The organism is Wolbachia endosymbiont (group B) of Hofmannophila pseudospretella, from assembly GCF_964028515.1.
Lineage (GTDB): Bacteria > Pseudomonadota > Alphaproteobacteria > Rickettsiales > Anaplasmataceae > Wolbachia.
This window is the reverse complement of the sequence record NZ_OZ034788.1, coordinates 1,245,585-1,268,771: the sequence shown is the minus strand read 5'-3', so window position 1 is coordinate 1,268,771 and position 23,187 is coordinate 1,245,585. Positions and strand designations below refer to the sequence as shown.

The window sequence follows — 23,187 nt, the reverse complement described above, 5'->3', positions numbered from 1 at the left end:
AAAAGAGCTATAATTATAGACTCCGTATACACTATAACTAGACTTTTTTTTAAGAGGAGTGATACAGAAGTTAGTACTAAGACACTAAACAGTTTTCAAAAATGAAAATTATACCTTAAAACTGATTTTCATATAGTTCTTGCAAGCGATAACACTCTCACTTCTCTTGCACCAGAGTTTAAAATTTCCTGAGAGCAAGACCTTGCGGTTGCGCCAGTTGTTACTACATCATCAACCAATATCACGATTTTGTTTTTGATAATTTCGCTGTTACTTACTTTAAAAGTATTTTTCAAATTTTTTTCACGCTGTTTAAGTGAAAGACCAGCTTGAGGTTTGGTGTGACGAATACGTTTTATTGCAAATGGTGTATAAGATAAATTAGATAACTTACTTAATTCCTTTGCGAGCAATGCTGCTTGATTATATTTACGTTTAAATAAGCGTATTTTATGTAGCGGTATGGGAACTATGACCTCTGCATTTTGAAATATGTCTTTGTTAGTTTTGTACATCCACTTTGCATAGACTTTCACATAATTTAAATTATCAAAAAATTTAAAATTTATAATCATATTTTTGCTATGTTCATCATAAGCAAAAACTGATCTTAATACTTTAAATGGTAGAGGGTTGCTGATGCACTTACCACATGTATCAATGTTATCTGGAATTACTACACCACAAACATTACAGTAATGCTTAGTTAAAAAATTGATTTTTTTATTGCATTCACTACATAAATCATAACTTTTATCAATTATACGTTCACAATTTACGCATACGTTTGGAAATATGAGGTCTTTAGCTCTTTTTAGTAAAAGAAGATTCATGAATTTAATATATTAGGTATAGCTTTTAAAATGCTCCTAATAACCTAGTGATTAAGAGATACTTGATCTAACAAATACGTTTTGAGATACTTGCCTGTAACACTTTCTAGAGTTTGTGCAACTTTTTCTGGAGTTCCCACAGCAACCACCTTTCCACCCTTCACTCCTCCCTCTGGACCAATGTCTATTATATAATCTGCAGTTTTTATAACATGTAAATTGTGCTCAATAACTATAACAGTGTTTCCTAAATCAACTAACCTATGAAGTATTTTCAGTAAGTTATTTACATCTTCAAAATGTAATCCAGTTGTTGGCTCATCGAGAATATACAATGTTTTCCCGGTAAATCGCTTTGATAGTTCCTTAGACAGCTTTATTCGTTGTGCTTCACCCCCGGACAACGTTGTTGACGACTGTCCAAGCGTTATATAGCCAAGCCCCACTTCCTGTAAAGAAATCAACTTTTCCTTTATCATTGGAAGATTTTCAAAAAAGTCACATGCTTGATCTATTGTCATATCAAGCACATCAGAAATTGATTTTCCCTTGTAAGTAACTTCCAATGTTTCTCGGTTATACCTCTTTCCTCTACATTGCTCACATTTCACATAAACATCCGGTAGGAAATGCATCTCGATCTTTAAATGCCCATCACCTTTACAAGCTTCACATCTTCCTCCCTTGGTATTAAATGAAAATCGGCCTACATTATATCCCCTAGCTTTCGATTCTGGAAGACCTGCAAACCAATTTCTGATGTGAGTAAACATACCAACATATGTTGCTGGATTTGATGCTGGGGTCCTACCAATTGGTGACTGATCAACTTCTATAATTTTATCTATATACTCAAGGCCTTCTATTTTATCGCATTTACCATGCTTTGCAGATGAATGATTTATCTTCTGTGCTGAGTATTTATATAGTGTTTCTATTACTAAACTTGATTTTCCTCCTCCTGATATTCCAGTAACACAAATGAGATTCCCTATAGGAAATTCAACATTTATATTTTTTAAGTTGTTCTCACACGCGTTAACTACCTTTATGAACTGAGTTGCTTGCTTTCTTCTTTTTGAAATTGAAATTTCCTTCTTTCCACTTAAATACTGTCCTGTTATGCTCCCTGAATTTTTTTGTACCTGATCTGGTGTTCCTTCTGCAACAACTTTTCCTCCGTTTACACCAGCTCCAGGACCAATATCAATCACATAATCAGCAGCCATTATTGTGTCTTCATCATGTTCAACAACAATCACAGTATTACCCATGTCTCTCAGATTTTTAAGTGTGGCAATTAATCGATCATTATCACATTGATGAAGGCCAATTGAGGGTTCGTCAAGCACGTATAGCACTCCTGTTAAACCAGAGCCAATTTGCGAAGCAAGCCTGATCCTCTGGCTTTCACCACCAGAGAGAGTGCTAGATTCACGGTCAAGTGTAAGGTAATTTAGCCCTACATTCTTTAAAAATGTCAGCCTTTTGATTATTTCGTTTAATATTTTATTTGAAATTTGCTTATGTTGTTCTGTGAGCTTGTCTGGCAAATTTTCAAACCAATCAAGGGATTCATCGATGCTGAGCCTTGATATTTCACCTACATGTTTTTCATCAATTTTCACTGTAAGTGCTTCTTTTCTCAATCTATAGCCAGCACATTCTTTGCAGTCAGTAACAGAACAATACCTATCAATAAGTGATGCATCGTAATCCATTTGACGTTCTAGGATACTGACCAAACCTTGAAATTTCATTTCTCTAGAGCCAAAAAGTATTAAATCCTTCACTTTTTGGTCTATATTCTTCCACGGAACATCAAGACTAAATTTACAATTTTCAGCCAGTGACAGAATTGCATTTTTTAGAGACCCAGAATTTGCATGCATTTGACCCACTGGCTTTAAAGCACCTTCAGATATCGAGAGCGTTTCGTCTGGCACTATTAGCTTTGCATCAACACTTAGTTTTTTACCGAGCCCACTGCATGAACTGCATGCACCGTGGGGGCTGTTAAAAGAAAACAATCTTGGCTCTATTTCTTCAAGAGTAAAGCCAGACTCAGGACATGCAAAATTCTCTGAGAAAGTTAAAATTTGACCATTTTTATACTCGGAATTGTGGTTATCAGGTAAGTTTATTATTTCTGCATACATTAAGCCATGGCCCAGCCTCAATGCTAATTCTATACTGCCTGGTAGTCGATTTCCTATATCATCTGACATGGACACCCTATCTGCAATCACGAAAATATCGTGTTTCTTGTTTTTATCGAGTTTAGGCAAATCATCTATATTATATATTTCACCGTTTATTTTTAGTCTGACGTAACCCTGCTTTTTAATTTCCAATATCTCTTTTAGATGTTCTCCCTTTCTGCCACGCACAATAGGAGCAAGTATATATACTTTAGTTTCTAAAGGTAATGTTGTAATAGTATCTACAATTTGAGATACAGTCTGTTTCGTTATTGGCGATCCAGTTGCAGGCGAGTAAGGAATTCCTATTCGTGCATATATTAAGCGTAGATAGTCATAAATTTCAGTAATAGTTCCAACGGTTGATCTTGGATTTTTTGAGATCGATTTTTGGTTAATTGATATTGCAGGAGAGAGGCCTGTGATTGACTCAACATCTGGTTTATCTTGAATATTAAGAAATTGACGTGCATAAGCCGATAGACTTTCGACGTATCGGCGTTGGCCTTCTGCATAAATCGTATCGAATGCGAGGCTAGACTTACCAGAACCACTTAATCCAGTTATAACAACTAACTTATTTTTTGGTATATTGACATCAATACCCTGCAAATTATGCTCTCTTGCACCTTTAACTCTGATCATACTTCATGTACCTTTGACCATTACAGCCTCAAAATACATAAACTTACAACAACTTGCTACTAATTTTTTCAACTATTACGGAAAACGAGATAGCACAACTAGTGCAAAACATTTTGCCACACAACTATATAAACATCTGTTTTCGCCAAGGTAATTAGTACAACAAATGGTGTCATAAAAGTATGTTTTCTACAATCTCATCAAAAACATGCTTACCAATTTTTGGAAACAGCAAATTTTATTTTATATAAAATATAGAATATTGATAAATTTAACTTTTTTGTGAGATTATGCAGCGATAAAAATAAATTTAGAGGGAAAGGTTATGGCAATAGAGAAGGAGAAGTTTTTTGAAATAATAAATGAGGTAAGTGAAAGTAGCGATTTGGATGAAGATAATTTACTTGAAAGAATAAAGAATGAGTTAAAAGGAAAAGATGCAGGAGAGTACAACAAGTTTAGTAAAAATTTTAGTAAAGAACACCAATTTAGTATAAAAATTTCAGAAGAAGCTGCAGAAGATTGGACGTTGTTACATCTTGCTACAGCATGCAACAATATGTTAATAGTGGAACTCTTACTAAAAAAGAAAGCAAGTGTTAACGCTCGAGTAAAAGATGGTTCTAAAAATGATGGGCTAACTGCTTTGCATATTGCTACTTCTTGTGGACATGAAAGCATGGTAAAACAATTACTAAGTGATGATCGAGTGAATCCTTCATTAAAAAGTAAAAATAAGACTCCAAGGGAGGTGGTAGGTAATACAGAAAATAAGGAAGCAATAGTACAAATGTTAGAGGAAGCAGAACAAAATTTTTATACAAAGCATGAGAAAAAAACTGATACATCAGCAGATGTTATAAATTCTGTGGAACAATACAATACCATACGTAGTGGTAAACAGACTCCCATTACGTGTGGAAGTAGTGACAGTATAGTAAGTGAGCAATACTTACATGCTGGTGTTAAGAATATGGTAGAAAAATTTGAGTCAACGCAAAGAGGAAGTGTTACATATAGTGGTAAACAGACTCCTATTGGTGAAAGTGTTAGTAGTGACGACAGCGGTCTAGAGTCTGAGGCTACATTTGATACTTCTTTCTGCTCTGAAATAAATAACGACGGAGCAGCTAATGAAGTTAATGACCAAATTTTAGAAAGTCTGCAACCTCAAATTCAGTTGCAAGATAGACAAATTCGGAAGTTAGAAAAGCCAGGTAAAGAATTAAAACATGTTGAGAAAGAACTAGAAAAATTAAAGAGTGACGTAGCTGGACATGAGACTCGGTTAGAAATACTTGATAAGCTCAGTGAAGAGAATCAATCACTAAAACAACAAATACAAGATCTAAAAAGTAAAAATACAACTCTTAATAGTGAATTAGAAAAAATAAAAGGTCAGCACTCTAATGATTTAAATGAACATAAGATTAAGTTGGAAGAACTTAGCAAGCTCAATAAAGAGAATCAATCACTAAAGCAAAAAATAAAAGATCTGGAAAACGAGAATACAACACTTAATAGTGAATTAAGCAAAACCAAAGCAAATAAAGTATTACTAGAAAAAACAGAAAAAGGACAACTGTCTTTCTTAAAAATTGCTTCTGTAAATTTTGTAACCATGTTGACAGTAGGTGTTGCCTTTAGTATAGCTTTCCAATTACCAATTCTATTGATGATTGCAACTTCTGTGATGTCTTCATTAATAGTCGGTGGAGTTACATACGCACTATCAACGCAACCTACTGAATTAAAAGAAGTAAGTATTCAATGCTCAATGCAACATGATGCCTGTAAAACTTAACTTGTGCGCTTCCTGGTAATTTTGATATAGTTATTTCAGTTGAAATTTACAGATTTACAAATGGCAAGCTTAAGTGTAAGAGAAGCGTTATGCACGGCAATCAGAGAAGAAATGCAAAATGACCCTGATGTATTTATCATGGGTGAAGAAGTTGCAGAGTATGATGGTGCTTATAAAGTAACAAAAGGATTACTGAAAGAGTTCGGAGAAAATAGGGTAGTTGATACACCTATTACCGAACATGGATTTGCTGGTCTTGCTGTTGGAGCAGCGTTTGCTGGGCTCAAACCTATTGTTGAGTTTATGACTTTTAATTTTTCTATGCAAGCTATTGACCAAATTGTGAATTCCGCAACAAAAACAAATTATATGTCAGGTGGACAACTTGGATGCCCTATAGTGTTTCGTGGACCAAATGGAGCTGCAGCAAGAGTTGCCGCACAACATTCTCAGTGCTTTGCATCTTGGTATTCGCATGTTCCAGGTTTGAAAGTAATAGCACCTTACTTTGCCTCTGATTGCAGAGGTCTGCTTAAAGCTGCAATTCGTGATCCTAATCCAGTAATATTTCTAGAAAACGAGATTGCTTATGGGCATGAACATGAGATTCCTGATTCTGAGCTATCAAATAAAGATTATCTACTTGAGATAGGCAAAGCTGCTGTTATACGGGAAGGAAAGGATGTAACTATCACTGCTTTTTCATTGAAACTAATGGATGCGTTAAATGCAGCAGATTTACTCTCTAGTGAAGGAATAGAAGCTGAAGTTATCGACCTCAGAACCTTAAGACCACTTGACACTGAAACAGTTATTAACTCTATTAAGAAGACCAATAGATTAGTAAGCATAGAAGAGGGTTGGCCATTTGCAGGAATAGGAGCAGAACTCTCAGCCATGGTTATGGAACAAGGATTTGACTATCTTGATGCTCCGGTTGCACGTGTAACCGGCAAGGACATTCCCTTGCCTTATGCTGCAAATCTAGAAAAGAAAGCATTACCGCAAGTAGAAGATATAGTCGAAGCTGTGCACCAAGTCTGCTTTAGAAAGAAATAGCCCCATTAATTCTTTTTTTTATCTTCCATTCCACACTTCTCCAAAAAAGAAGTATCTGTAGAGTTTATACCACCCATTACTTTTATAACAATAGTTTTAGCACCGAAAAATACAGCACAAAATACACCAAGAGCAAAAAGAGCAGGCCACGGCATTCTACCAAATATTGCAAGTAAAGCTGCTCCTATTATCACTACGGTCATAAGCGGTCCACCTATTCCCCAAACGTAGCCAATAATATTACATATTACTTGAGCAGTTGTATCAGCACCAGCATCAGCACTTCCAGTGTGAGAAAAAGAAATAAACAGTATTATAAGAAAAGTACTAAAAGCTTTTCTAATTGTAGGATTCATCCTTATACCTTAAGTTTAAATATTATAATTATATCTAAAATAGTATAATTTTCAGTAAAACTAGCATTGTGATTTATACAATATTGCATAGCAAATGATGTCTATTGGTTGTCAATCACTTTCAATTACTTGAGAGCTTATTTCGACTTTTGAAAAAGAGCAATAACACCTATGAGTAAAATTTCACATTACCACTTTTATGTGTTATGATAAGTTTAAATTTATAAAGAAAATAAAATTGAAAGAATTGAGAGAGAACCGGATAGCAAGAACGAGAAAGTTTTTATCTTCACTGTTTTTTTTGCTACTAATTGCGCTATCAATACGTAGTTTTTTATTTGAGCCATTTCATATTCCTTCTGGTTCAATGAAAAGCACTCTACTCGAGGGAGATTATATTTTTACTAGTAAATATTCATATGGTTATAGTAAACACTCTTTTCCATTTTCTCCAAACATCTTTAGCGGTAGAATCTTTTATACCCCTCCGGAGCGTGGTGATATAATAGTTTTCAAGCCTACAAGAAATGACAGCATTAGATTTGTTAAGCGGGTAATAGGAATACCGGGCGATAAAGTGCAAATGATAGAGGGGGAGTTATATTTAAATGATCAGAAAGTAAAGCGAAGACAAATTGAAAATTTTTTTGATTATGAGTCAAAGCGTAATATAGCAAGATACATCGAAACACTCCCAAGCAGCAAGGAGCATGAAATTCTAATAGATAATGTTTCTAATAAGTTATCATACAATACTCCAGTTTATTATGTGCCTGATGATCAATTTTTTGTTATGGGAGACAATAGAAATAATTCTTTTGATAGCAGGTTTTCTGAAATTGGGTTAATACCAACTGAAAATATAGTTGGACGCGTAAGCATGGTTGGTTTATCGTTTAAATTAGGCAAAGTTGATTGGTTGCCGTTTGATTTTAGGTTACCTATTGCTCTGAGATTCGACAGGGTATTGCACAAAGTTATGTAAACTCTATCTGTTTGCTGATTCGCATAATTCTAAAGCAGAATTTTCTAACTCAGCGATAGCATTATTAATGTTATCTAAGTCATTTCCCTGTAAAGCTTCCTTTGCGTTCTGTAATAAAATTTTCAACTTTTGCTCAGTGGAAACATTTTCAACTAGATGTATGAGCTTGTTAACGTGAATTTTAGCCTCTGCAAGGGAACGAGCCTTCATATCTTCGTCAAAGTTGGTTACTGATTGATTAACCATATCTTGAATATCTTCTTCACTTAAGCCAGAGCTTGACTTTATTTCAACTGTCTGTTCGACTCCAGTAGTTTTTTCTCTTGCAGTGACAGTCAATATTCCATCAATGCTAACTGTAAATCCTATTTCAACTTTTGCAGAACCTGCAGGCAATTGTGGTATATCTTTGAGTTCAAATCGTGCTAGAGATTTATTATCTTTTATCATTTCACGTTCTCCTTGACAAACGTGAATTTTCATTGCTGTTTGCCCGTTAGCGTAAGTTGTAAACTCTTTTATTTCTGAAACTGGTAGTGGTGTATTTCTTGGTATAATTTTTTCAACTATTCCCCCCATAGTTTCTATGCCAAGTGATAAAGGCAGCACATCAAGGAGAATATTCCTATCTTTTGAGTTTGAAGTTAAATAATGAGCCTGCAAAGCTGCCCCATTGGCAACTGCTTTGTCCGGATCCACATCATTCAGCACTTTATTGCCAAAGAGTTTGATTAGTGAATTTTGCACTAATGGCACTCTAGTTGTGCCACCAACTAAAATTACCCCTTTTATATCATCGATTTTAAGATCTATGTTGCTTATAGTACGAGTAACTATATTTATAGTCTTATTAACTAAAGGACTGATTGCTTGCTCGAATTCTTCTTTGGTAATTTTGCACTCAAATAATTCACCATTAATATTGAATTCAAAAGTGCCAGAGGTATCTTCACTTAGGTACTCTTTTATAGCACGTATATTGCAGATACCAGTTTTAGTGTATGAATGTTGTAATTTGTAGGTAGTTGTATCAGATGGTGTCATTCCAGTGCTTGACACTGGAATCCAGCTCTTATTACGCGGTTGCAAGGTGTGCTCATTTGCAATTAAATTTTCTGGATCCCAGTGTCGGGGCACTGGGATGACATCTTTCTTGGTACAACATTCGTGCAGCTGGGTGTTAAGCATCTCTTCTGCACTTGATACCTCTTTTCTATACTTATCAAGCACGATTAAACTAAGTAGATGATCAAAATCATCACCACCAAGTTTAGTATCACCACCAACTGCAAGAACTTGAAACACTCCTTGATGTAATTTTAATATTGAAATGTCAAATGTTCCACCACCGAGGTCATAAACTGCATATATGCCACTGTTATTGTTCTTTTCAATGGAGTAAGAAAGTGCTGCAGCGGTTGGTTCATTAATGAGGCGAAGAACATCTATGCCAGCTAATTTTGCTGCATATTTGGTTGCGTTACGTGCTGAATCATCAAAATAAGCTGGTACAGTAATCACTGCTTTGTTAACTTTCATCCCTGTGAATTTTTTTACCCTCTTGCATAGAGTTTTTAGTATCTCAGCAGAGATCTCAATAGGAGTGAGATACTTTTCTTCTGAACATTTTACCCTAATAACTTTTTCACTTTCGTTATCTATTTCACAATTGATACCTTCTTTATGCAAGTCTTTAACACTTTTACCCATTAAGCGTTTTATAGAGCAGATAGCGTTTTCGCCAACATCGTAGCCTACTTTTAGTACATCCTTTTCATATGAAATGACAGAAGGTAATAGTTCACGACCTTGCTCATCTTTAAATATTTCTACATTGCCAGCTTTATTCACCATGGCAATTAAAGAGTTAGTAGTTCCAAGATCTATACCAAAAACTACCTCATTTGAACTTGGTTCAGAAATTTGAACTGGCTGCATTTTCCTTCATCTCCTCAAATGACTTATATAAATATCTCAATCTAAAAACTTGCGTAGCAGCTTCATCAAAATTTTTTGTAGCAAAAGCATTAATTAGGTTTTTAGTACAATCTTTTACCTTTTCATCAATCATCCTACTTGCAAATTGTAAATCATCGCAGTCTAGAAAGTATTCTCTTATTTCCATTGATTCATTTAATATTTCAGGATCAAGATGCTCTTTTTTGCTTTGTACGTCAAAAAGATCCAACAAATGTTCGGCACGCTTCAGCGGTGAATTCAGTACCTGATAAGCTTTGTTGATATTTTCCATATTTTTGGACTCTCTTTCATTTATATCAGTTTTGCTTAGCTCAATATATTTTTTCTCCAGCTCATCAAAGCTGATGTTAAAAGCCGGTTCAATTCCAAATAATGTGAAATGGTTGCTAGACATGAAAACTCTCTCCACAACCACATTTTCCTTTCTCATTAGGATTTTTGAAAATAAAACCTGATGAGAATTTTTCCTCTACATAATCCATTTCAGAGCCAAGGATAAACATGATAGATTTTGGATCGATCAGCACCTTGACTTTTTGATCATCACTGCAGCTTTCTTCAATTACCGACTCCAAAGGACGAACATCATATGCATATTCAATATCATATTTTAAACCAGAGCATCCTTTTTGCTTAATTAGAACTCTTATTCCTATTGCTTCTTCAAGGTTAGCATGCTTCTTTTTGTCCAATAAAAACCTTACCCTCTCTACTGCATTTGCAGTTAGAGTGATAGGTTTTTTAACAGAATTTACTCCTTGAAATTCACTCATATTCCTCAATGTTTTTGTTTATTTTGATAATCATGAATAGCAGCTTTTATAGCATCCTCAGCAAGTACTGAACAGTGTATCTTTACTGGCGGCAAAGACAATTCTTCTACTATTTGAGTATTCTTTATCTTTGTTACATCCTCAATAGTTTTTCCTTTGATCATTTCTGTAAGCAAAGAACTTGAAGCTATAGCAGAACCACAACCAAAAGTTTTAAATTTTGCGTCTTCAATAACACCTTTATCGTTGACCTTTATTTGCAGTTTCATTACATCTCCGCATGATGGTGCACCAACTAGACCAGTACCAACATTTGGATCATTTTTATCCAGAGAACCAACATTCCTTGGATTTTCGTAATGATCTAAAATTTTCTCATTATAACTCATAGATTACCCGTAAACCATTACTTACATTATAACATATTTAGGTTAAAAACTAAAGTAAAATACACTAGCAAGCGGTACATTTTACTCACAAAATATATGGTTACAAGTGTATTTACTTTACAAATACATATAGTGCATGTCATTCTTTATATGGTAATTTTAGAAGGAGTATTTCTTGAGTTTATTCAGTAATCTTTATCAAGGACTATTAAAAACCTCCTCTCGTTTTAGTGATGGAGTAAAAAATATTTTTTCTGGTAAAAAAAAACTAGATCAGTCGCTTTTAGATGAGCTGGAAGAGCTGCTGATTAGCATGGATATAGGTCATAAAACTTCTAGACTGCTTATTGATAAGCTCGCAAGTATCAAATTTGAATCAGAAGTTGAGCACAACGTTATCACACAGCAGTTAATGAACGAAATAGAAGCGATATTAAACCCTGTTGTGCAGCCGCTCATTTTGAATAAAAAACCACACATAATAATGGTGTGCGGAGTGAATGGTAATGGAAAAACCACAACCATAGGCAAGCTCGCATATAAATATAAGGAGATGGGAAAATCCGTTATGCTTGTTGCATGCGATACATTTAGAGCTGCTGCGAGTGAGCAATTAAATATTTGGGCAGAACGTTCTGATTGCTCTATTGTCACTGGAGAGCACGGTAGCGATTCTGCAAGTGTGGCATATAGAGCTGTAAATCAAGCGATAAAAGATAGCGTTGATGTTGTTTTGATTGATACAGCAGGAAGGCTACAAAACAATGTAAATCTCATGCAAGAGCTGTCAAAAATACATAGAACAATAAAGAAATTGGATGATACTGCTCCTCATGATGTTATTTTAGTTCTTGATGCAACTACCGGTCAAAATGCTTATAGCCAATTAGAGGCCTTTAGTAAAATGGTTGGTGTTACCGGGTTAATTGTAACAAAGCTAGATGGTACTGCAAAAGGTGGAGTAGTGATTGGGCTTGCAGAAGCTTATAAGGTGAAATTACACGCTATAGGAATTGGTGAAAGTATAGAAGACCTGAGGGAATTTACTGGCAAAGAGTTTGCTGAAGCGCTGTTTAAATGTGATTGAAGATCTCTTTAATTTTCTCATATGACTAAGCTTAATTATCATGAGAAGCCGTTTTTAGATGTTGTCATTCCAGCATGTGACGCTGGTTGCAAGTGATTATTGGGTTGGGTGAATCGTCATAGATAGCTAACGTATAAAAATCACTTCCGCATATTTTCAATCTCATTATAATTACAAATAGAGATATTTTAAGAGCTCAAAATCTATCTTTAGTCTGCAGACTTTTTAATCAAACTTATTAAAAAATGTATTCTTCAGTGTATATCTGTCGTATGTGCACTGCATTTTTTTTCTAACTCTTTTTTACACAGGAGGATTTTATGTTCAGAATTCCAGATACTTGACCTTTACTTTAGCTAAAAACCAACTGGTACCTATGGTTTTAGAAAGTGTAGGAAATAGAAACGTTTCTGTTTTTTGAGTAATTAAAAACCACTTCAGCTTGTCACTCATGCCTAAAAAGTTATTATATTAATGTAATATTGATACTTGTATACCAACATAAATATATTTTAAAAATTTAAGGAGTATATTATGACAATGTCTACCACAAATTAGTGAGAAATTAGCAGCTAGCGCAAAAAGTCTCTATGATGAGAGCGAAAAATTATTGCTTATAGCAGAGGAAATACACAATCAAGATTTAATGTATCTTTAATCACAAAAAAGAAGATATTCTACATCTTCTTTTTTTTATGCGATAATTAGCTACTTGTTTTCGTATTCGTCCAGACAAGGTAGTTATGAGTAAAAACAGCAAATGGTCAGTGCGTGAAACTGGAATCCAGCTAAACACTTTACAATGTTTTTGATGACGAAAAGACTGGATGCCAGTGTCTGGGCACTGGCATGACAACGGAGGACAATTTGAATGACACCCATATTTCAAGCAGGTATGATAGTGTCATTCCAGTGCTTGACACTGGAATCCAGAAAAAAAGAAGCCTATGTCAGCTACTTGAATGACATTATGGAAGACATCCTGCTCACAAGCAAAATGTTCATGTAGATAATATTTAACTATGATTGAAGACCTCTTTTAACTCTTTTATATGACCAAGCTTAATTATTTCAATATCATGAGAAGAATAATTGCCATTTTTAGGCATAATTGCTTTTTTGAATCCTAATTTTTGTGCTTCCCTTAGCCTGAGATCAGCATGCGAAACATTCCTAATTTCTCCTGAAAGTGCAACTTCACCGCAGATTATTGAAGAAGTTGGTAGCGGTAAATTTACTAAACTTGAAATAAGGGAAGCAGCAACAGCAAGGTCAGCTGATGGTTCCTGTATTTTGAGTCCTCCCGCAATGTTTAGGTATACTTCTTTATCATGCAAAAACATTTTACAACGAGCACTTAGAACCGCGATGATCATAGCTAATCTATTAATATCCCAACCAACTACTGCTCTTCTTGGAGTTGCCATATTAGTCCTTGCTATTAATGCTTGCACTTCCATTAAGATTGGTCTTGAGCCTTCAACTCCTGCAAATACGGCGCTGCCAACTACTTCTCTATCATGTACGGTCAAGAATAATGATGATGGATTATCAACAGGCATGAGTCCTGCTTTAGACATCTCAAAAACACCAATTTCATTTGCAGGGCCAAATCTATTTTTAATAGTACGTAAAATGCGATATTGATTACTATTTTCACCCTCAAAATATAGTACTGTATCTACCATATGCTCCAGGGTTTTAGGTCCCGCTATTTGTCCATCTTTCGTTATATGGCCAACTATTAAGAGAGAAACACCATATTGCTTTGCAAGAACAGTCAATTCATGAGCGCAGGTGCGGACTTGAGTTACAGTTCCTGGTGCTGATGTGACTTTGCTATCATACATAGTTTGTATAGAATCAATTATCAAGAACTTAATACTTTTATTTTTCCTTATTGTTGCTACTACATCAGTTAAAGATACTGTAGATAAAAGCTTAATTTTAGGTTCATTTATCTTAAGACGCTTTGCTCTGAGGCTCACTTGCTCTAAAGATTCCTCGCCAGATACATAAAGACATTCAAAAGAGGAAAGTTGTACAACATTAGCTGCAATCCTAAGCAAAAGAGTAGATTTTCCAATTCCAGGTTCACCACCAATTAAAATGCTAGCACCTTGAACGATACCTCCACCAAAAACTCTATCTAACTCTTCTATTCCTGTTAAAAAACGATCGGGGGTAATAATTTCACTATCTGATAACGCTTTTATTGAAATTGGTGCAGATGTACTTCTCGTTTCTGTTTTTAGTACTATTTCTTCGACAACCGTATCCCAACTGTCACATGCAATACACCTTCCTACCCACCTTCCAGTGCTATGACCGCAGAATTGACATACGTATGCAGTTTTCATAAAAGCCAAAATTATAATTGTAATAAAAATTAGCTAAATAAGTGAAATAAATTTAAATAGAGAAAATTACCAATCACACTTTTTATCTTGTGGTTTTATTTGCAATATTGCTACTAAGCTGACTAATAAGCAAAAAATTACATAAAGCCCAGCAGCAAAGTCTATTTTAGGAAACATTATAGTAAACCAAGTGCATATCATAGGAGTAAATCCTCCATGCAAGGCAAAAGAGATGTTGCGTGATAAGCTAACACCACTAAATCTAACATTAGTAGGAAAAAGCTCAGCAGTAACTATCCCTATAGGATTAATACCCCTCTCGATTATAGAAAGAGCCATCACACTCAACATAATTATGAGGTAGCTTTTATAGTAATATGCAATAGATAACATAGGACAACATATTACCGTTGTGATCACTATAAATAAGATTGCAGTACGTTCTCTTCCTGTTTTATCAGCTAAAATTCCAAGCACTATTGAAGATATCGGCATTAATATACTGGTTATAATGAGTACAACTTCGTTGACATACGTTGTGACATAAGTCTCAACCGACACTATTTCTTTTGCAATTGTTCTAAGAAATATGGTAAATCCAACAGCAACATTAACAGGTACAGATATTAAAATGGCAAGCATCAGGGCTCTCTTATAGCGTTTTATAAGCTCTATTATTGGTAAATTAGGTGAATTTCTTTGTTCTCGATTTTTTTCATACACTGGAGTTTCTCCTAGTGTATATATACTATATGCGCTTATTAATCCTAAAATGGCTGAAAAAATAAACGGCAGCCTCCAACCCCAAGCGTTAAAATCAGTGGTTTTTTTACAAATGATCACTGCAACCACAGAGAGCAATATGCCAATGGAGCGACCAAAACTTATTATTCCAAAAAACATTCCTAGTTTTTTCTTATTAGGTAAATGCTCTATGAGATAAACAGAGCTACCTCCTTGCTCAGCGCCAAGTGCAACCCCTTGTATCAGATGGATTGTAAGAAGCAACATAGTAGAGGTTATCCCTATTTTGCTATAACTTGGAATAAACGCAACGAGACTAGAAGGAATCGATATTAGCAAGATAGCAATCGTTAACGCCATTCTCCTTCCATACCTATCACCAATGTGACCAAATACAGATGCACCAAGTGGTCTTACCATTGCACCCAGTCCTGCAATTCCAAACAATTGCAATATGCTGTAGTAGATATCTTTTGCATAACAAAATTCTCTACTAATTATATTAACCAGATCAATAAAGAGCATATGGTCATACCATATTGCGATTCTACAGAGTATTGTTGCAATCAATACTCTTGTTTGTTGATTGTACACTTAGTTTAATTTATAAATGTCTACTTATTTTTATTTTGGCTGCTTTTTAGAACTTTGCAACTCAAGCGTATGGCTTATATGTAAATATTATTAAAATTGGAACTTGCATAATCAGCCAGTCTGGGATCAAATAAGAAAATCTGGTCATGCGCTGGAATGACATGGTGGAATGTCCTTCTTATCATTCCAGTACTCCTTTTCTTGTCATCCCAGTGCTCCGACACTGGGATCCAGTTAAATTTACGAGTATAAAAGTAATCAACGTTTCTGATGATGGAAAAATGGATCCCAGTGTCGGAGCACTGGGATGACACCTCTCTTAAATTACTTTAGCTACAAATATCAAGAAATTTACCAAGTAGAAAAAAGACAAAAGAAACCCCCTATTAGCTAGTTGTGACTCCTGAAAATTGGCCTGTCTTAAACAGCCCGTTTCAGCTTATATGGTTAAAAAACTGGAAGTTTTGTAAAGAAATAAGATGCACATAGTGCAAAAAATTAAAAATAAGACGACAACTGCGTTATGCTTTTGTCATTTAATCTGCACAGACGAAGATAAATAGTATAGCGTTATCCTTATGGTAAGGGAGTTGGGAAAATTTGTAAAGTAGGCTCTTTCATTAGTTTTTTTGCTAACATTAAAACAATTACTTAGAAAAATTGGAAAGACCATTAAAATATTTTTTTACTTTTTATTCTATATATTTCAACATATTACCTTTAAGTACTAATAATTATGGCATTATTGATAGTTGAGTCACCAGCAAAGGCAAAGACGATAGGTAAATATTTGAGTAAAGAATTCAAAGTGGCTGCATCCTTTGGCCACGTCAGAGATCTACCAGCGAAGAATGGTTCTGTTGATCCTGATAATGACTTTGCCATGAAGTATGAGATTATTGAAAAAGCAGAAAAGTATGTAAAAGAGTTAGTCAAGGAAGCTAGTAAAACATCAGATATATACCTTGCAACAGATCCAGACAGAGAAGGAGAAGCAATAGCTTGGAATGTGATAGAGGCACTAAAGGAAAGAAAAGCAATCAATGATGAAAGCAACATTCATAGAGTAGTCTTTAACGAAATAACAAAAAGAGCAGTGCAAGAAGCTATAAAAAATCCACGTGAAATTAATATGGACTTAGTGCGTGCACAGCAAGCACGCAGAGCTTTGGATTATCTAGTTGGATTTAGCTTATCACCGCTGCTGTGGACAAAATTGTCGGGAAGCAAATCTGCAGGGCGAGTGCAGTCTGTTGCATTAAAGCTTATATGCGAACGAGAAAATGAAATCAGTAAGTTTATAACACAGGAGTATTGGAACATAAAGGCAGAAATGCAAAATAGCAAAGATGAGGCTTTTTTTGCTATGCTAAGCCACTATGACAATAAAAAGCTAGAAAAATTTGATATTAAGAATGAAGAAGAGGCAAAGAACTTAGTCAGGGAGATCGAGTCAAGGCAGTATGCTGTAAGCACAGTAGAACGCAAGCAAGTTAAGAGAAACCCGCTTCCTCCATTTATCACCTCAAGTCTTCAGCAAGATGCAGTGAATAAACTGTATTTTAATGTGAAAAATGTTATGCGAGTAGCGCAAAATTTATATGAAGGTATCAATATTGGTGGTGAAACCGTAGGGTTGATAACTTACATGCGTACAGATGGGTTTCATATTGCAGATGAGGCTATAAACTCAATCAGGGGATCAATTAAGTCATTATATGGTGATAAATATTTACCGCAGTCTCCTCGTAAGTATGTAAAAAAGGTCAAAAATGCCCAGGAAGCACATGAGGCAATTCGTCCAACTGATATTAATAGAACGCCGGGTAGTATTAAGGATTACTTAACGCCAGAGCAATTTAAATTGTACGATTTAATCTGGAAAAGAACCATTGCAAGTCAAATGGAATCGGCGATTCTTGATCAAGTGGTAGTTGGAATTAGTTCTATTGACCAGAAAGTGATTCTGCGAGCAAGTGGATCAAGTATATTCTTTGATGGTTTTTATAAAGTCTATCAAGATAACATAGAAGCCGAAAATGAAGGCCTGCTACCTGCCATGAAGGAAGAGGAAGCGTGCAAGTTGATTTCTGTTGATCCGAAACAGCACTTTACTCAACCGCCACCTCGTTATAGTGAAGCGAGTATAGTAAAAAAAATGGAAGAAGTCGGTATAGGTCGCCCATCAACTTATGCAACAATTATTTCGGTATTACAAGATCGTGAATATGTTTCATTGGATAACAAAAGATTTATTCCAAGCAGCCGCGGTAAGATCGTGACTATATTTTTGGAAACTTTTTTTCAGCGTTGTGTAGAGTATGACTTTACAGCACAAATGGAAGAAAGGCTTGATTCAATCTCAAATGGACGTGCAGATTGGAAAAAAGAACTAGGCTATTTTTGGGTGCCATTTTTTAATCATGTAAATTCTGTTAAGCAAATGACACATGATGAGATTTTTAGTGGTATTCATGATTTGGTAGTCAATTGGTTTTGCTCAGAGGAAGGAAAGGAAGAAATAGGTAAAAAATGTCCTAATTGCTCTGGTGGTATATTGAAATTAAATTTTGGAAAAGCCGGTGTGTTTCTTGGATGTTCTAACTATCCTGCATGCAATCATACAAAAGAAATTACGGGCAGTAATGACAATTCAGAATATCCAAAAAGTTTGGGTATAGATGATGTGACAGGCCAAGAGGTAATGATCAAAAAAGGTCCTTTTGGACTTTATCTGGAGTTTAATAGTGAGTCAGAAAAGAAAAAAAAGATTTCTGTACCAAAAGATATAAATGTTAATGATATTGATCTAAATACCGCCACTCGATTACTTTCCCTGCCGAAAATAATCGGAGAGCACCCTGAAACTGGAAAGGAAGTAAAAATAGGTCTTGGACGATTTGGGTACTATATTCTCTATGATGATCGATACTTTTCTCTTAAAAAAAGCTCTAAGGAGGTATTAGACACACAATTAAACGAAGCTATACAAATTATTGAGAGCAGCCCACGCAAAGAGCTAAAATCTCTTGGTTTTAATGAAAAGGGAAAAGAAGTTTTTATCTGCAACGGTAGGTACGGATTCTATATAAAATGCGGTAAAACAAACGTTGCTTTGGGCAAGAATGCAGATATTGAAAGTATAGATCTGAAGAAGGCTTTAGAGTTAATTAAGAATAAAAAGTAGACTTCTTGCATAACCATTCTTTATATGTTCTTTATTGTTGTTCCAGCCCTACACGCTGGAACTGAGAAAAAAGAGCCTGAATTACAAGAAAGAAAATATTCAGATAACGAGAAAGTTGTCACCTGGTTAGCAGCTACAGTCGTGTGACGCAGACGTGCTACCAGGAAAATGTCTCTATCAGAGTTAAGCTTTGCTGGCAAAATGAAAAGTAAGACCAGCTTCTATACCGTGTGTGTGAAACACTTGATTGCCTATACTGATACTTTCTTTGTGTAAATTCTGCTCCGATGGTTTTTGATCTTTCTTCAATTCTAATATCTTTTTTCCATCTGGGTTTGCCGGTTGCTTTTCTTTCATTTCTCCTAACACCTCTGCTTCAAAATCAACATTACTACCAAGAACACCAAAACCTCTATATCCGACGTGCATATTTATATCTTCGTTTATACGATAATCAAAGCCAGCTTTCAATTGACCTGCAGGTCTTATTGACGATTTTTCAAACATTGTCATTCTTGTTCCACCAACTCCAATACCAACGTAAGGAGAAAAAGAGAAACTATCACTTTTCCAATAATGATAAACATTTGCCATTACAGATGCGTTTTCTACTTGGTCATGATTAATTACAGCTTTATACATATAAGTTTTTTTATTAGCATCCTCTTTTAGATACGAAACAGTTACTTGATTGCTTGATAAACCAACATTATCTACTTTTACAGAAGAGTACATCCCTTCCAATTCAGCTCTATAGCTATTATTGCCTAGTTCTCCTGTGTACCCAAACGTTACATTTGCAGCAAAAGGTGGGTTATAATCTCCTTTATACTTACTTATTAACTGACCTTCTGTTCTCTGAGCGTCTATGTCATTTATAGATACACGGTGATCATCTGTAGCATCTTTGCCTCCAATTTTTGCTTTCAACTTACCCAAGTTCAAATATTGACCATAATATCCACCACCAAAGTAAAATCCTTCTGTTTCACTTGCAAAAGATTGTTGTGACAACAATAAAGCAAGTGCTGTAACTGCTAATGTTTTTTTACTCATCATGACTATTCCTCTAGTTAAAATAGCTAATCTAGTACTAATTAATTAAAAATGATTTAATATGAAAAAACTAATTATTTTCTAAGCTAAAAAATAGGTAAAATTAACCTCTATCCTCGATTTTATTGCCGTCTAGTTTGTCCTCATCTTCAAATTCATCATCATCATCAAATTCATCCTTACTGTCTTCATCATCGTCTTCCTCATCATCAAAACCATCACCACCTTCAAACTTATCATCAATATCCTCGTCTTCAAATCCATCTTCAATCTCTGGCTCATCATATATTGCATCTTCAGTTTTAGCTTCAACAGGATAATCAGCAGCTTCAATAGCATTACTCTTTTCTTCATTACTAATCTTATCTTTGTTAGCAGCAGAAAAGACCTTGTTTGGATCATATGGCTCTTGTGTAGGCACACGTGTTGGTTTAATCAGCCTTCTTGTGAATGTGCTATCACTATAGTACAAAATTTTCTTTGACTTAATTGGATAAGTCGATTCTATCAAAATTATCTGATCATCACGTGGCAGCATAATAATTTCTTGAGGTAAGAGCAATGCTCTCTGTATTTCAGAGATATGCAATGATCTTGATGCAGGATTCAAGTCTAAAAATTTAGGTTTGTTTAATGATTCTTGTTGTACAGTTTTGTTTCCTATAAGCTGAGATATCAAATTAGCCGTTTCAATATTATTGGCTGCAAAAGTTATTCTATAGGTTGAGTTTGATAAAAAGGAGTTCATTCCTGCTTCTTCATATATTCCTTTAAGCTGTTCAGTATCTTGAACAATTAAAAATAACCTTACTCGATAGCCACGAAAGTATGCGATGCCCGTTTGAAATTGCTCCATTTTTCCAAGTGTTGGAAACTCATCCATTAAAAATAATACGCCGTAAGGCTCGTCATCCGATGGCAATTTTCTACATAAAAACTCAGTTGCCTGTTGGTAAAAAACCTGCATTAAAGGCCTGAGCCTAGTTAAGTTATCAGGAGTTAAACCAACATAAACTGTAGTTTTCTTCCTTTTAAAATCCAAAATATTAAAATCACTTGATGCAGTTGCAGTATCGATCAATGGGTTTGCCCACAATTCAAGCGACGAGTTCATAGTTGACACAACACCTGATCTTTCTTTGTCAGCCTTTTGCAAAAAAGCTGCAATGTTCATATACGCTACCGGATGTATTATTTTACCCATTGTGTCCAAAACTACAGCAAGATTGTAAACTACGTCATCGCTACGCATCGTACGCACAACCTCACCAAAAGATTTAACTTTCTCTGGTGCAGCAAGTAAATATAGTACCACCCCAACAAATAAGCTTCTTGCTTCGTTTTGCCAAAAATCTTGTTCAGGCATGATGAGGTTAGCTATTTTTTGCACATCGTCAACCATCTGTCCAGGTTTTTCACTAATCCATTCCAGTGGATTATAACAATGGCTTACCCCATCTGGCTGCGCTGGGTTCCATACATATACTTTTTGTCCTTGTCGCTCTCGCCAACCACTTGTTATTTCATAGTTTTCTAATTTTATATCATGCACAATTACCGAATCATTCCAAAATAACAAATTAGGAATTACAAAACCAACACCTTTACCAGAGCCTGTAGGTGCAAAGAGCAATGCATGCTGAAACCCATCAGCAATAAAATATCCTCTCTTATCTTTACCAAGCAATAGACCTTTTTTGCTTCTTAATCCCGCTTTTCGTATGTCTTTCTCTGATGCCCACTGTGAATCTCCATGAAGTGATTCTTTCTTTTTAAATGGCCGCCACTCAATTAGTCTTTCTCTCACATTCCACAAAATAATCATCAAAACAATTTGAGGCAGTACAGAAGATACAACTAATTTAATTTTGAGCTCAAAGCTATATAGCTCTGGATGATGCCAACAATATTGTATATGATCAAAAATTGTCGGCCAGAGAGCTTGAGGAAAAGGTGTCAAGCTAGGATTAATTGCTCTAAAATCTACACCATCTGGACCGTCAACAAACAGGTAGAATAATATACCAGACAAATAGAAGCAAAATTCAAATATGCTAAAAGATACCACACCTCCTATAAGAACATTACGTAGGTGATTTCCATTACTCATAAACTACTTTTTCTTAATTTACGTATAAACTTAAGCATTTCCATCTGAAGATCTAGTAAATAATACCTCAGAAATGATTCTTCTACCCCCACAAATTCTTTTTAGTTGAATAACAATATCAATTACATTTCTAATGTATGGTATGATCTGATCCGGGGGAATGCCAAGATTTGCTTGCATAACCATAAGTTTTATTTGCTCAAGAGCCATTGCCGGACTATCCGCATGAAGAGTTGATATTGACCCTGGGTGGCCAGTGTTTATTGCTCTAAGAAAACTAAAAGCTTCTGCTCCACGTAATTCACCAACTATTATCCTATCTGGTCTTAAACGTAAACATGCCTCTATCAAATCTTGAGTGGTCACTTTTGCCCTGCCTTGCCCTCCTTTAGAGGCAATTAAATGGACTTTATTGGGATGATCATTCAAAACTATCTCTCTTGCATCTTCAACAGTAATAATTCTTTCTTCAAATGGAATAGCACGCAAAGCAGCATTAGTAAAAGTGGTTTTACCAGTGGAAGTTCCACCACTAATTATGATATTTTTCTTATTTATTACAGCATATTCTAAAAACTCTTTTATTTTTTTTTGTTTCAGTAGCAAATCTAGGTGACGATCTACTGGATTATCGGTCACTCCTATAACAGTTTCAGAAAAAGCCCCCATTTTTTCATAATCATCCAATGCCAATTGCATAGAAGAAGGTTTACGAATTGAAATGACTACTTTATCAGGCTCACATGCTGGAGGAAACACTATCTGTATACGATAACCATTTGGTAATGTAGCTGAAAGCAGCGGTGTCTCTTCGCTCAGTTTTTGTTCTGTAGCTTGAGCAATCAACCTGCCAAGAGATTTTAAATGATTAAGATCAAATATTTCTAACTTTTCGCATCTTATTTCACCGCGATTTTCAATCCATACTTCCTTCGGTTTATTTATTGATATTTCATTTACACCTTCCTCTTGAAATATCCCTTGTAATGGCTCCAAGTATGTATCAAGTGCAGCATAGTTCATT

18 protein-coding genes are annotated in these 23,187 nt (G+C 35.2%); 6 read left to right on the top strand and 12 right to left on the bottom strand.

Translation table 11 applies throughout. The annotated features are described in order from the left end of the window. Positions 1-128: 128 nt before the first annotated feature. On the bottom strand, positions 129-833 hold the full coding sequence (locus tag ABWU24_RS06145; RefSeq protein WP_135352846.1) for a ComF family protein: 705 nt from the start codon (positions 831-833) through the stop codon (positions 129-131). A gap of 44 nt (positions 834-877) precedes the next feature. Next, positions 878-3,679, bottom strand: a complete 2,802-nt coding sequence (gene uvrA, locus ABWU24_RS06140; RefSeq protein WP_135352845.1) for an excinuclease ABC subunit UvrA — start codon at positions 3,677-3,679, stop codon at positions 878-880. Positions 3,680-4,004: 325 nt separating this feature from the next. Here uvrA and ABWU24_RS06135 point away from each other — a divergent pair, with 325 nt between their 5' ends. Together ABWU24_RS06135 and ABWU24_RS06130 are read left to right on the top strand one after the other, a co-directional pair. Next, positions 4,005-5,483 carry an ankyrin repeat domain-containing protein gene (locus ABWU24_RS06135; protein ID WP_341815812.1) on the top strand — a complete coding sequence of 493 codons (1,479 nt, stop codon included), beginning with the start codon at positions 4,005-4,007 and terminating at the stop codon, positions 5,481-5,483. A gap of 60 nt (positions 5,484-5,543) precedes the next feature. Further along, a complete protein-coding gene (locus ABWU24_RS06130; protein WP_135352844.1) occupies positions 5,544-6,542 on the top strand; it encodes a pyruvate dehydrogenase complex E1 component subunit beta in 999 nt (332 codons plus the stop codon). Positions 6,543-6,547: 5 nt separating this feature from the next. On the opposite strand, the gene ABWU24_RS06125 is transcribed toward ABWU24_RS06130, so the two are convergent. Then, positions 6,548-6,898: a TrbC/VirB2 family protein gene (locus tag ABWU24_RS06125; RefSeq protein WP_341815811.1), complete on the bottom strand. Its 351-nt coding sequence runs from the start codon at positions 6,896-6,898 to the stop codon at positions 6,548-6,550. A 199-nt stretch (positions 6,899-7,097) separates the two neighbouring features. Here ABWU24_RS06125 and lepB point away from each other — a divergent pair, with 199 nt between their 5' ends. Beyond that, positions 7,098-7,883 (top strand): signal peptidase I, encoded by a 786-nt coding sequence (lepB, locus tag ABWU24_RS06120; protein ID WP_341815810.1) that lies wholly within the window; start codon positions 7,098-7,100, stop codon positions 7,881-7,883. A gap of 3 nt (positions 7,884-7,886) precedes the next feature. Here lepB and ABWU24_RS06115 read toward each other — a convergent pair whose 3' ends face one another. Genes ABWU24_RS06115 through iscU form a run of 4 tightly spaced genes read right to left on the bottom strand, consistent with a single transcriptional unit; the run spans position 7,887 to position 11,025 of the window. Beyond that, positions 7,887-9,821, bottom strand: coding sequence for an Hsp70 family protein (locus ABWU24_RS06115; RefSeq protein WP_341815809.1), 1,935 nt, complete (start codon positions 9,819-9,821; stop codon positions 7,887-7,889). Beyond that, entirely contained in the window at positions 9,799-10,257 is a 459-nt protein-coding gene (locus tag ABWU24_RS06110) for an iron-sulfur cluster co-chaperone HscB C-terminal domain-containing protein (RefSeq protein WP_015588560.1), read from the bottom strand. Before ABWU24_RS06110 ends, ABWU24_RS06115 begins: the two co-directional genes overlap by 23 nt. Beyond that, positions 10,250-10,636 carry a HesB/IscA family protein gene (locus ABWU24_RS06105; RefSeq protein WP_006012614.1) on the bottom strand — a complete coding sequence of 129 codons (387 nt, stop codon included), beginning with the start codon at positions 10,634-10,636 and terminating at the stop codon, positions 10,250-10,252. The genes ABWU24_RS06110 and ABWU24_RS06105 overlap by 8 nt, the downstream gene beginning before the upstream one ends. Positions 10,637-10,641: 5 nt before the next feature. Next, positions 10,642-11,025, bottom strand: a complete 384-nt coding sequence (gene iscU, locus ABWU24_RS06100; protein WP_006012607.1) for a Fe-S cluster assembly scaffold IscU — start codon at positions 11,023-11,025, stop codon at positions 10,642-10,644. A 175-nt stretch (positions 11,026-11,200) separates the two neighbouring features. Here iscU and ftsY point away from each other — a divergent pair, with 175 nt between their 5' ends. Further along, positions 11,201-12,112 (top strand): signal recognition particle-docking protein FtsY, encoded by a 912-nt coding sequence (gene ftsY / locus ABWU24_RS06095; protein ID WP_015588559.1) that lies wholly within the window; start codon positions 11,201-11,203, stop codon positions 12,110-12,112. Between the two features lie 1,016 nt (positions 12,113-13,128). On the opposite strand, the gene radA is transcribed toward ftsY, so the two are convergent. Then, the gene (gene radA, locus ABWU24_RS06090) at positions 13,129-14,472 is read right to left on the bottom strand and encodes a DNA repair protein RadA (RefSeq protein ID WP_341815808.1); all 1,344 of its coding nucleotides are present in this window, start codon (positions 14,470-14,472) and stop codon (positions 13,129-13,131) included. Between the two features lie 66 nt (positions 14,473-14,538). Next, positions 14,539-15,810 carry an MFS transporter gene (locus ABWU24_RS06085; RefSeq protein ID WP_341815807.1) on the bottom strand — a complete coding sequence of 424 codons (1,272 nt, stop codon included), beginning with the start codon at positions 15,808-15,810 and terminating at the stop codon, positions 14,539-14,541. Between the two features lie 146 nt (positions 15,811-15,956). Between ABWU24_RS06085 and ABWU24_RS06080 the strand changes: the two genes are divergently transcribed. Together ABWU24_RS06080 and topA are read left to right on the top strand one after the other, a co-directional pair. Continuing rightward, on the top strand, positions 15,957-16,121 hold the full coding sequence (locus ABWU24_RS06080; protein ID WP_158673912.1) for a hypothetical protein: 165 nt from the start codon (positions 15,957-15,959) through the stop codon (positions 16,119-16,121). Between the two features lie 425 nt (positions 16,122-16,546). Beyond that, positions 16,547-18,997, top strand: a complete 2,451-nt coding sequence (gene topA, locus ABWU24_RS06075) for a type I DNA topoisomerase (protein WP_341815806.1) — start codon at positions 16,547-16,549, stop codon at positions 18,995-18,997. A gap of 183 nt (positions 18,998-19,180) precedes the next feature. On the opposite strand, the gene ABWU24_RS06070 is transcribed toward topA, so the two are convergent. The 3 genes from ABWU24_RS06070 to virB11 all read right to left on the bottom strand — a co-directional run bounded on the left by ABWU24_RS06070 (position 19,181) and on the right by virB11 (position 23,186). Next, positions 19,181-20,056, bottom strand: coding sequence for a P44/Msp2 family outer membrane protein (locus tag ABWU24_RS06070; RefSeq protein WP_341815805.1), 876 nt, complete (start codon positions 20,054-20,056; stop codon positions 19,181-19,183). Between the two features lie 100 nt (positions 20,057-20,156). Further along, complete coding sequence (locus tag ABWU24_RS06065; protein ID WP_353274595.1) at positions 20,157-22,163, bottom strand: type IV secretory system conjugative DNA transfer family protein; 2,007 nt, start codon at positions 22,161-22,163, stop codon at positions 20,157-20,159. A gap of 30 nt (positions 22,164-22,193) precedes the next feature. After that, entirely contained in the window at positions 22,194-23,186 is a 993-nt protein-coding gene (gene virB11, locus ABWU24_RS06060) for a P-type DNA transfer ATPase VirB11 (protein ID WP_341815803.1), read from the bottom strand. Position 23,187 lies beyond the last annotated feature (1 nt).

Coding starts and splice junctions, on each gene's coding strand:
- ABWU24_RS06145 (WP_135352846.1), bottom strand. CDS start 833: ATGAATCTTCTTTTACTAAAAAGAGCTAAAGACCTCATATTTCCAAAC.
- uvrA (WP_135352845.1), bottom strand. CDS start 3,679: ATGATCAGAGTTAAAGGTGCAAGAGAGCATAATTTGCAGGGTATTGAT.
- ABWU24_RS06135 (WP_341815812.1), top strand. CDS start 4,005: ATGGCAATAGAGAAGGAGAAGTTTTTTGAAATAATAAATGAGGTAAGT.
- ABWU24_RS06130 (WP_135352844.1), top strand. CDS start 5,544: ATGGCAAGCTTAAGTGTAAGAGAAGCGTTATGCACGGCAATCAGAGAA.
- ABWU24_RS06125 (WP_341815811.1), bottom strand. CDS start 6,898: ATGAATCCTACAATTAGAAAAGCTTTTAGTACTTTTCTTATAATACTG.
- lepB (WP_341815810.1), top strand. CDS start 7,098: ATGTGTTATGATAAGTTTAAATTTATAAAGAAAATAAAATTGAAAGAA.
- ABWU24_RS06115 (WP_341815809.1), bottom strand. CDS start 9,821: ATGCAGCCAGTTCAAATTTCTGAACCAAGTTCAAATGAGGTAGTTTTT.
- ABWU24_RS06110 (WP_015588560.1), bottom strand. CDS start 10,257: ATGTCTAGCAACCATTTCACATTATTTGGAATTGAACCGGCTTTTAAC.
- ABWU24_RS06105 (WP_006012614.1), bottom strand. CDS start 10,636: ATGAGTGAATTTCAAGGAGTAAATTCTGTTAAAAAACCTATCACTCTA.
- iscU (WP_006012607.1), bottom strand. CDS start 11,025: ATGAGTTATAATGAGAAAATTTTAGATCATTACGAAAATCCAAGGAAT.
- radA (WP_341815808.1), bottom strand. CDS start 14,472: ATGAAAACTGCATACGTATGTCAATTCTGCGGTCATAGCACTGGAAGG.
- ABWU24_RS06080 (WP_158673912.1), top strand. CDS start 15,957: ATGCGCTGGAATGACATGGTGGAATGTCCTTCTTATCATTCCAGTACT.
- topA (WP_341815806.1), top strand. CDS start 16,547: ATGGCATTATTGATAGTTGAGTCACCAGCAAAGGCAAAGACGATAGGT.
- ABWU24_RS06070 (WP_341815805.1), bottom strand. CDS start 20,056: ATGATGAGTAAAAAAACATTAGCAGTTACAGCACTTGCTTTATTGTTG.
- ABWU24_RS06065 (WP_353274595.1), bottom strand. CDS start 22,163: ATGAGTAATGGAAATCACCTACGTAATGTTCTTATAGGAGGTGTGGTA.
- virB11 (WP_341815803.1), bottom strand. CDS start 23,186: ATGAACTATGCTGCACTTGATACATACTTGGAGCCATTACAAGGGATA.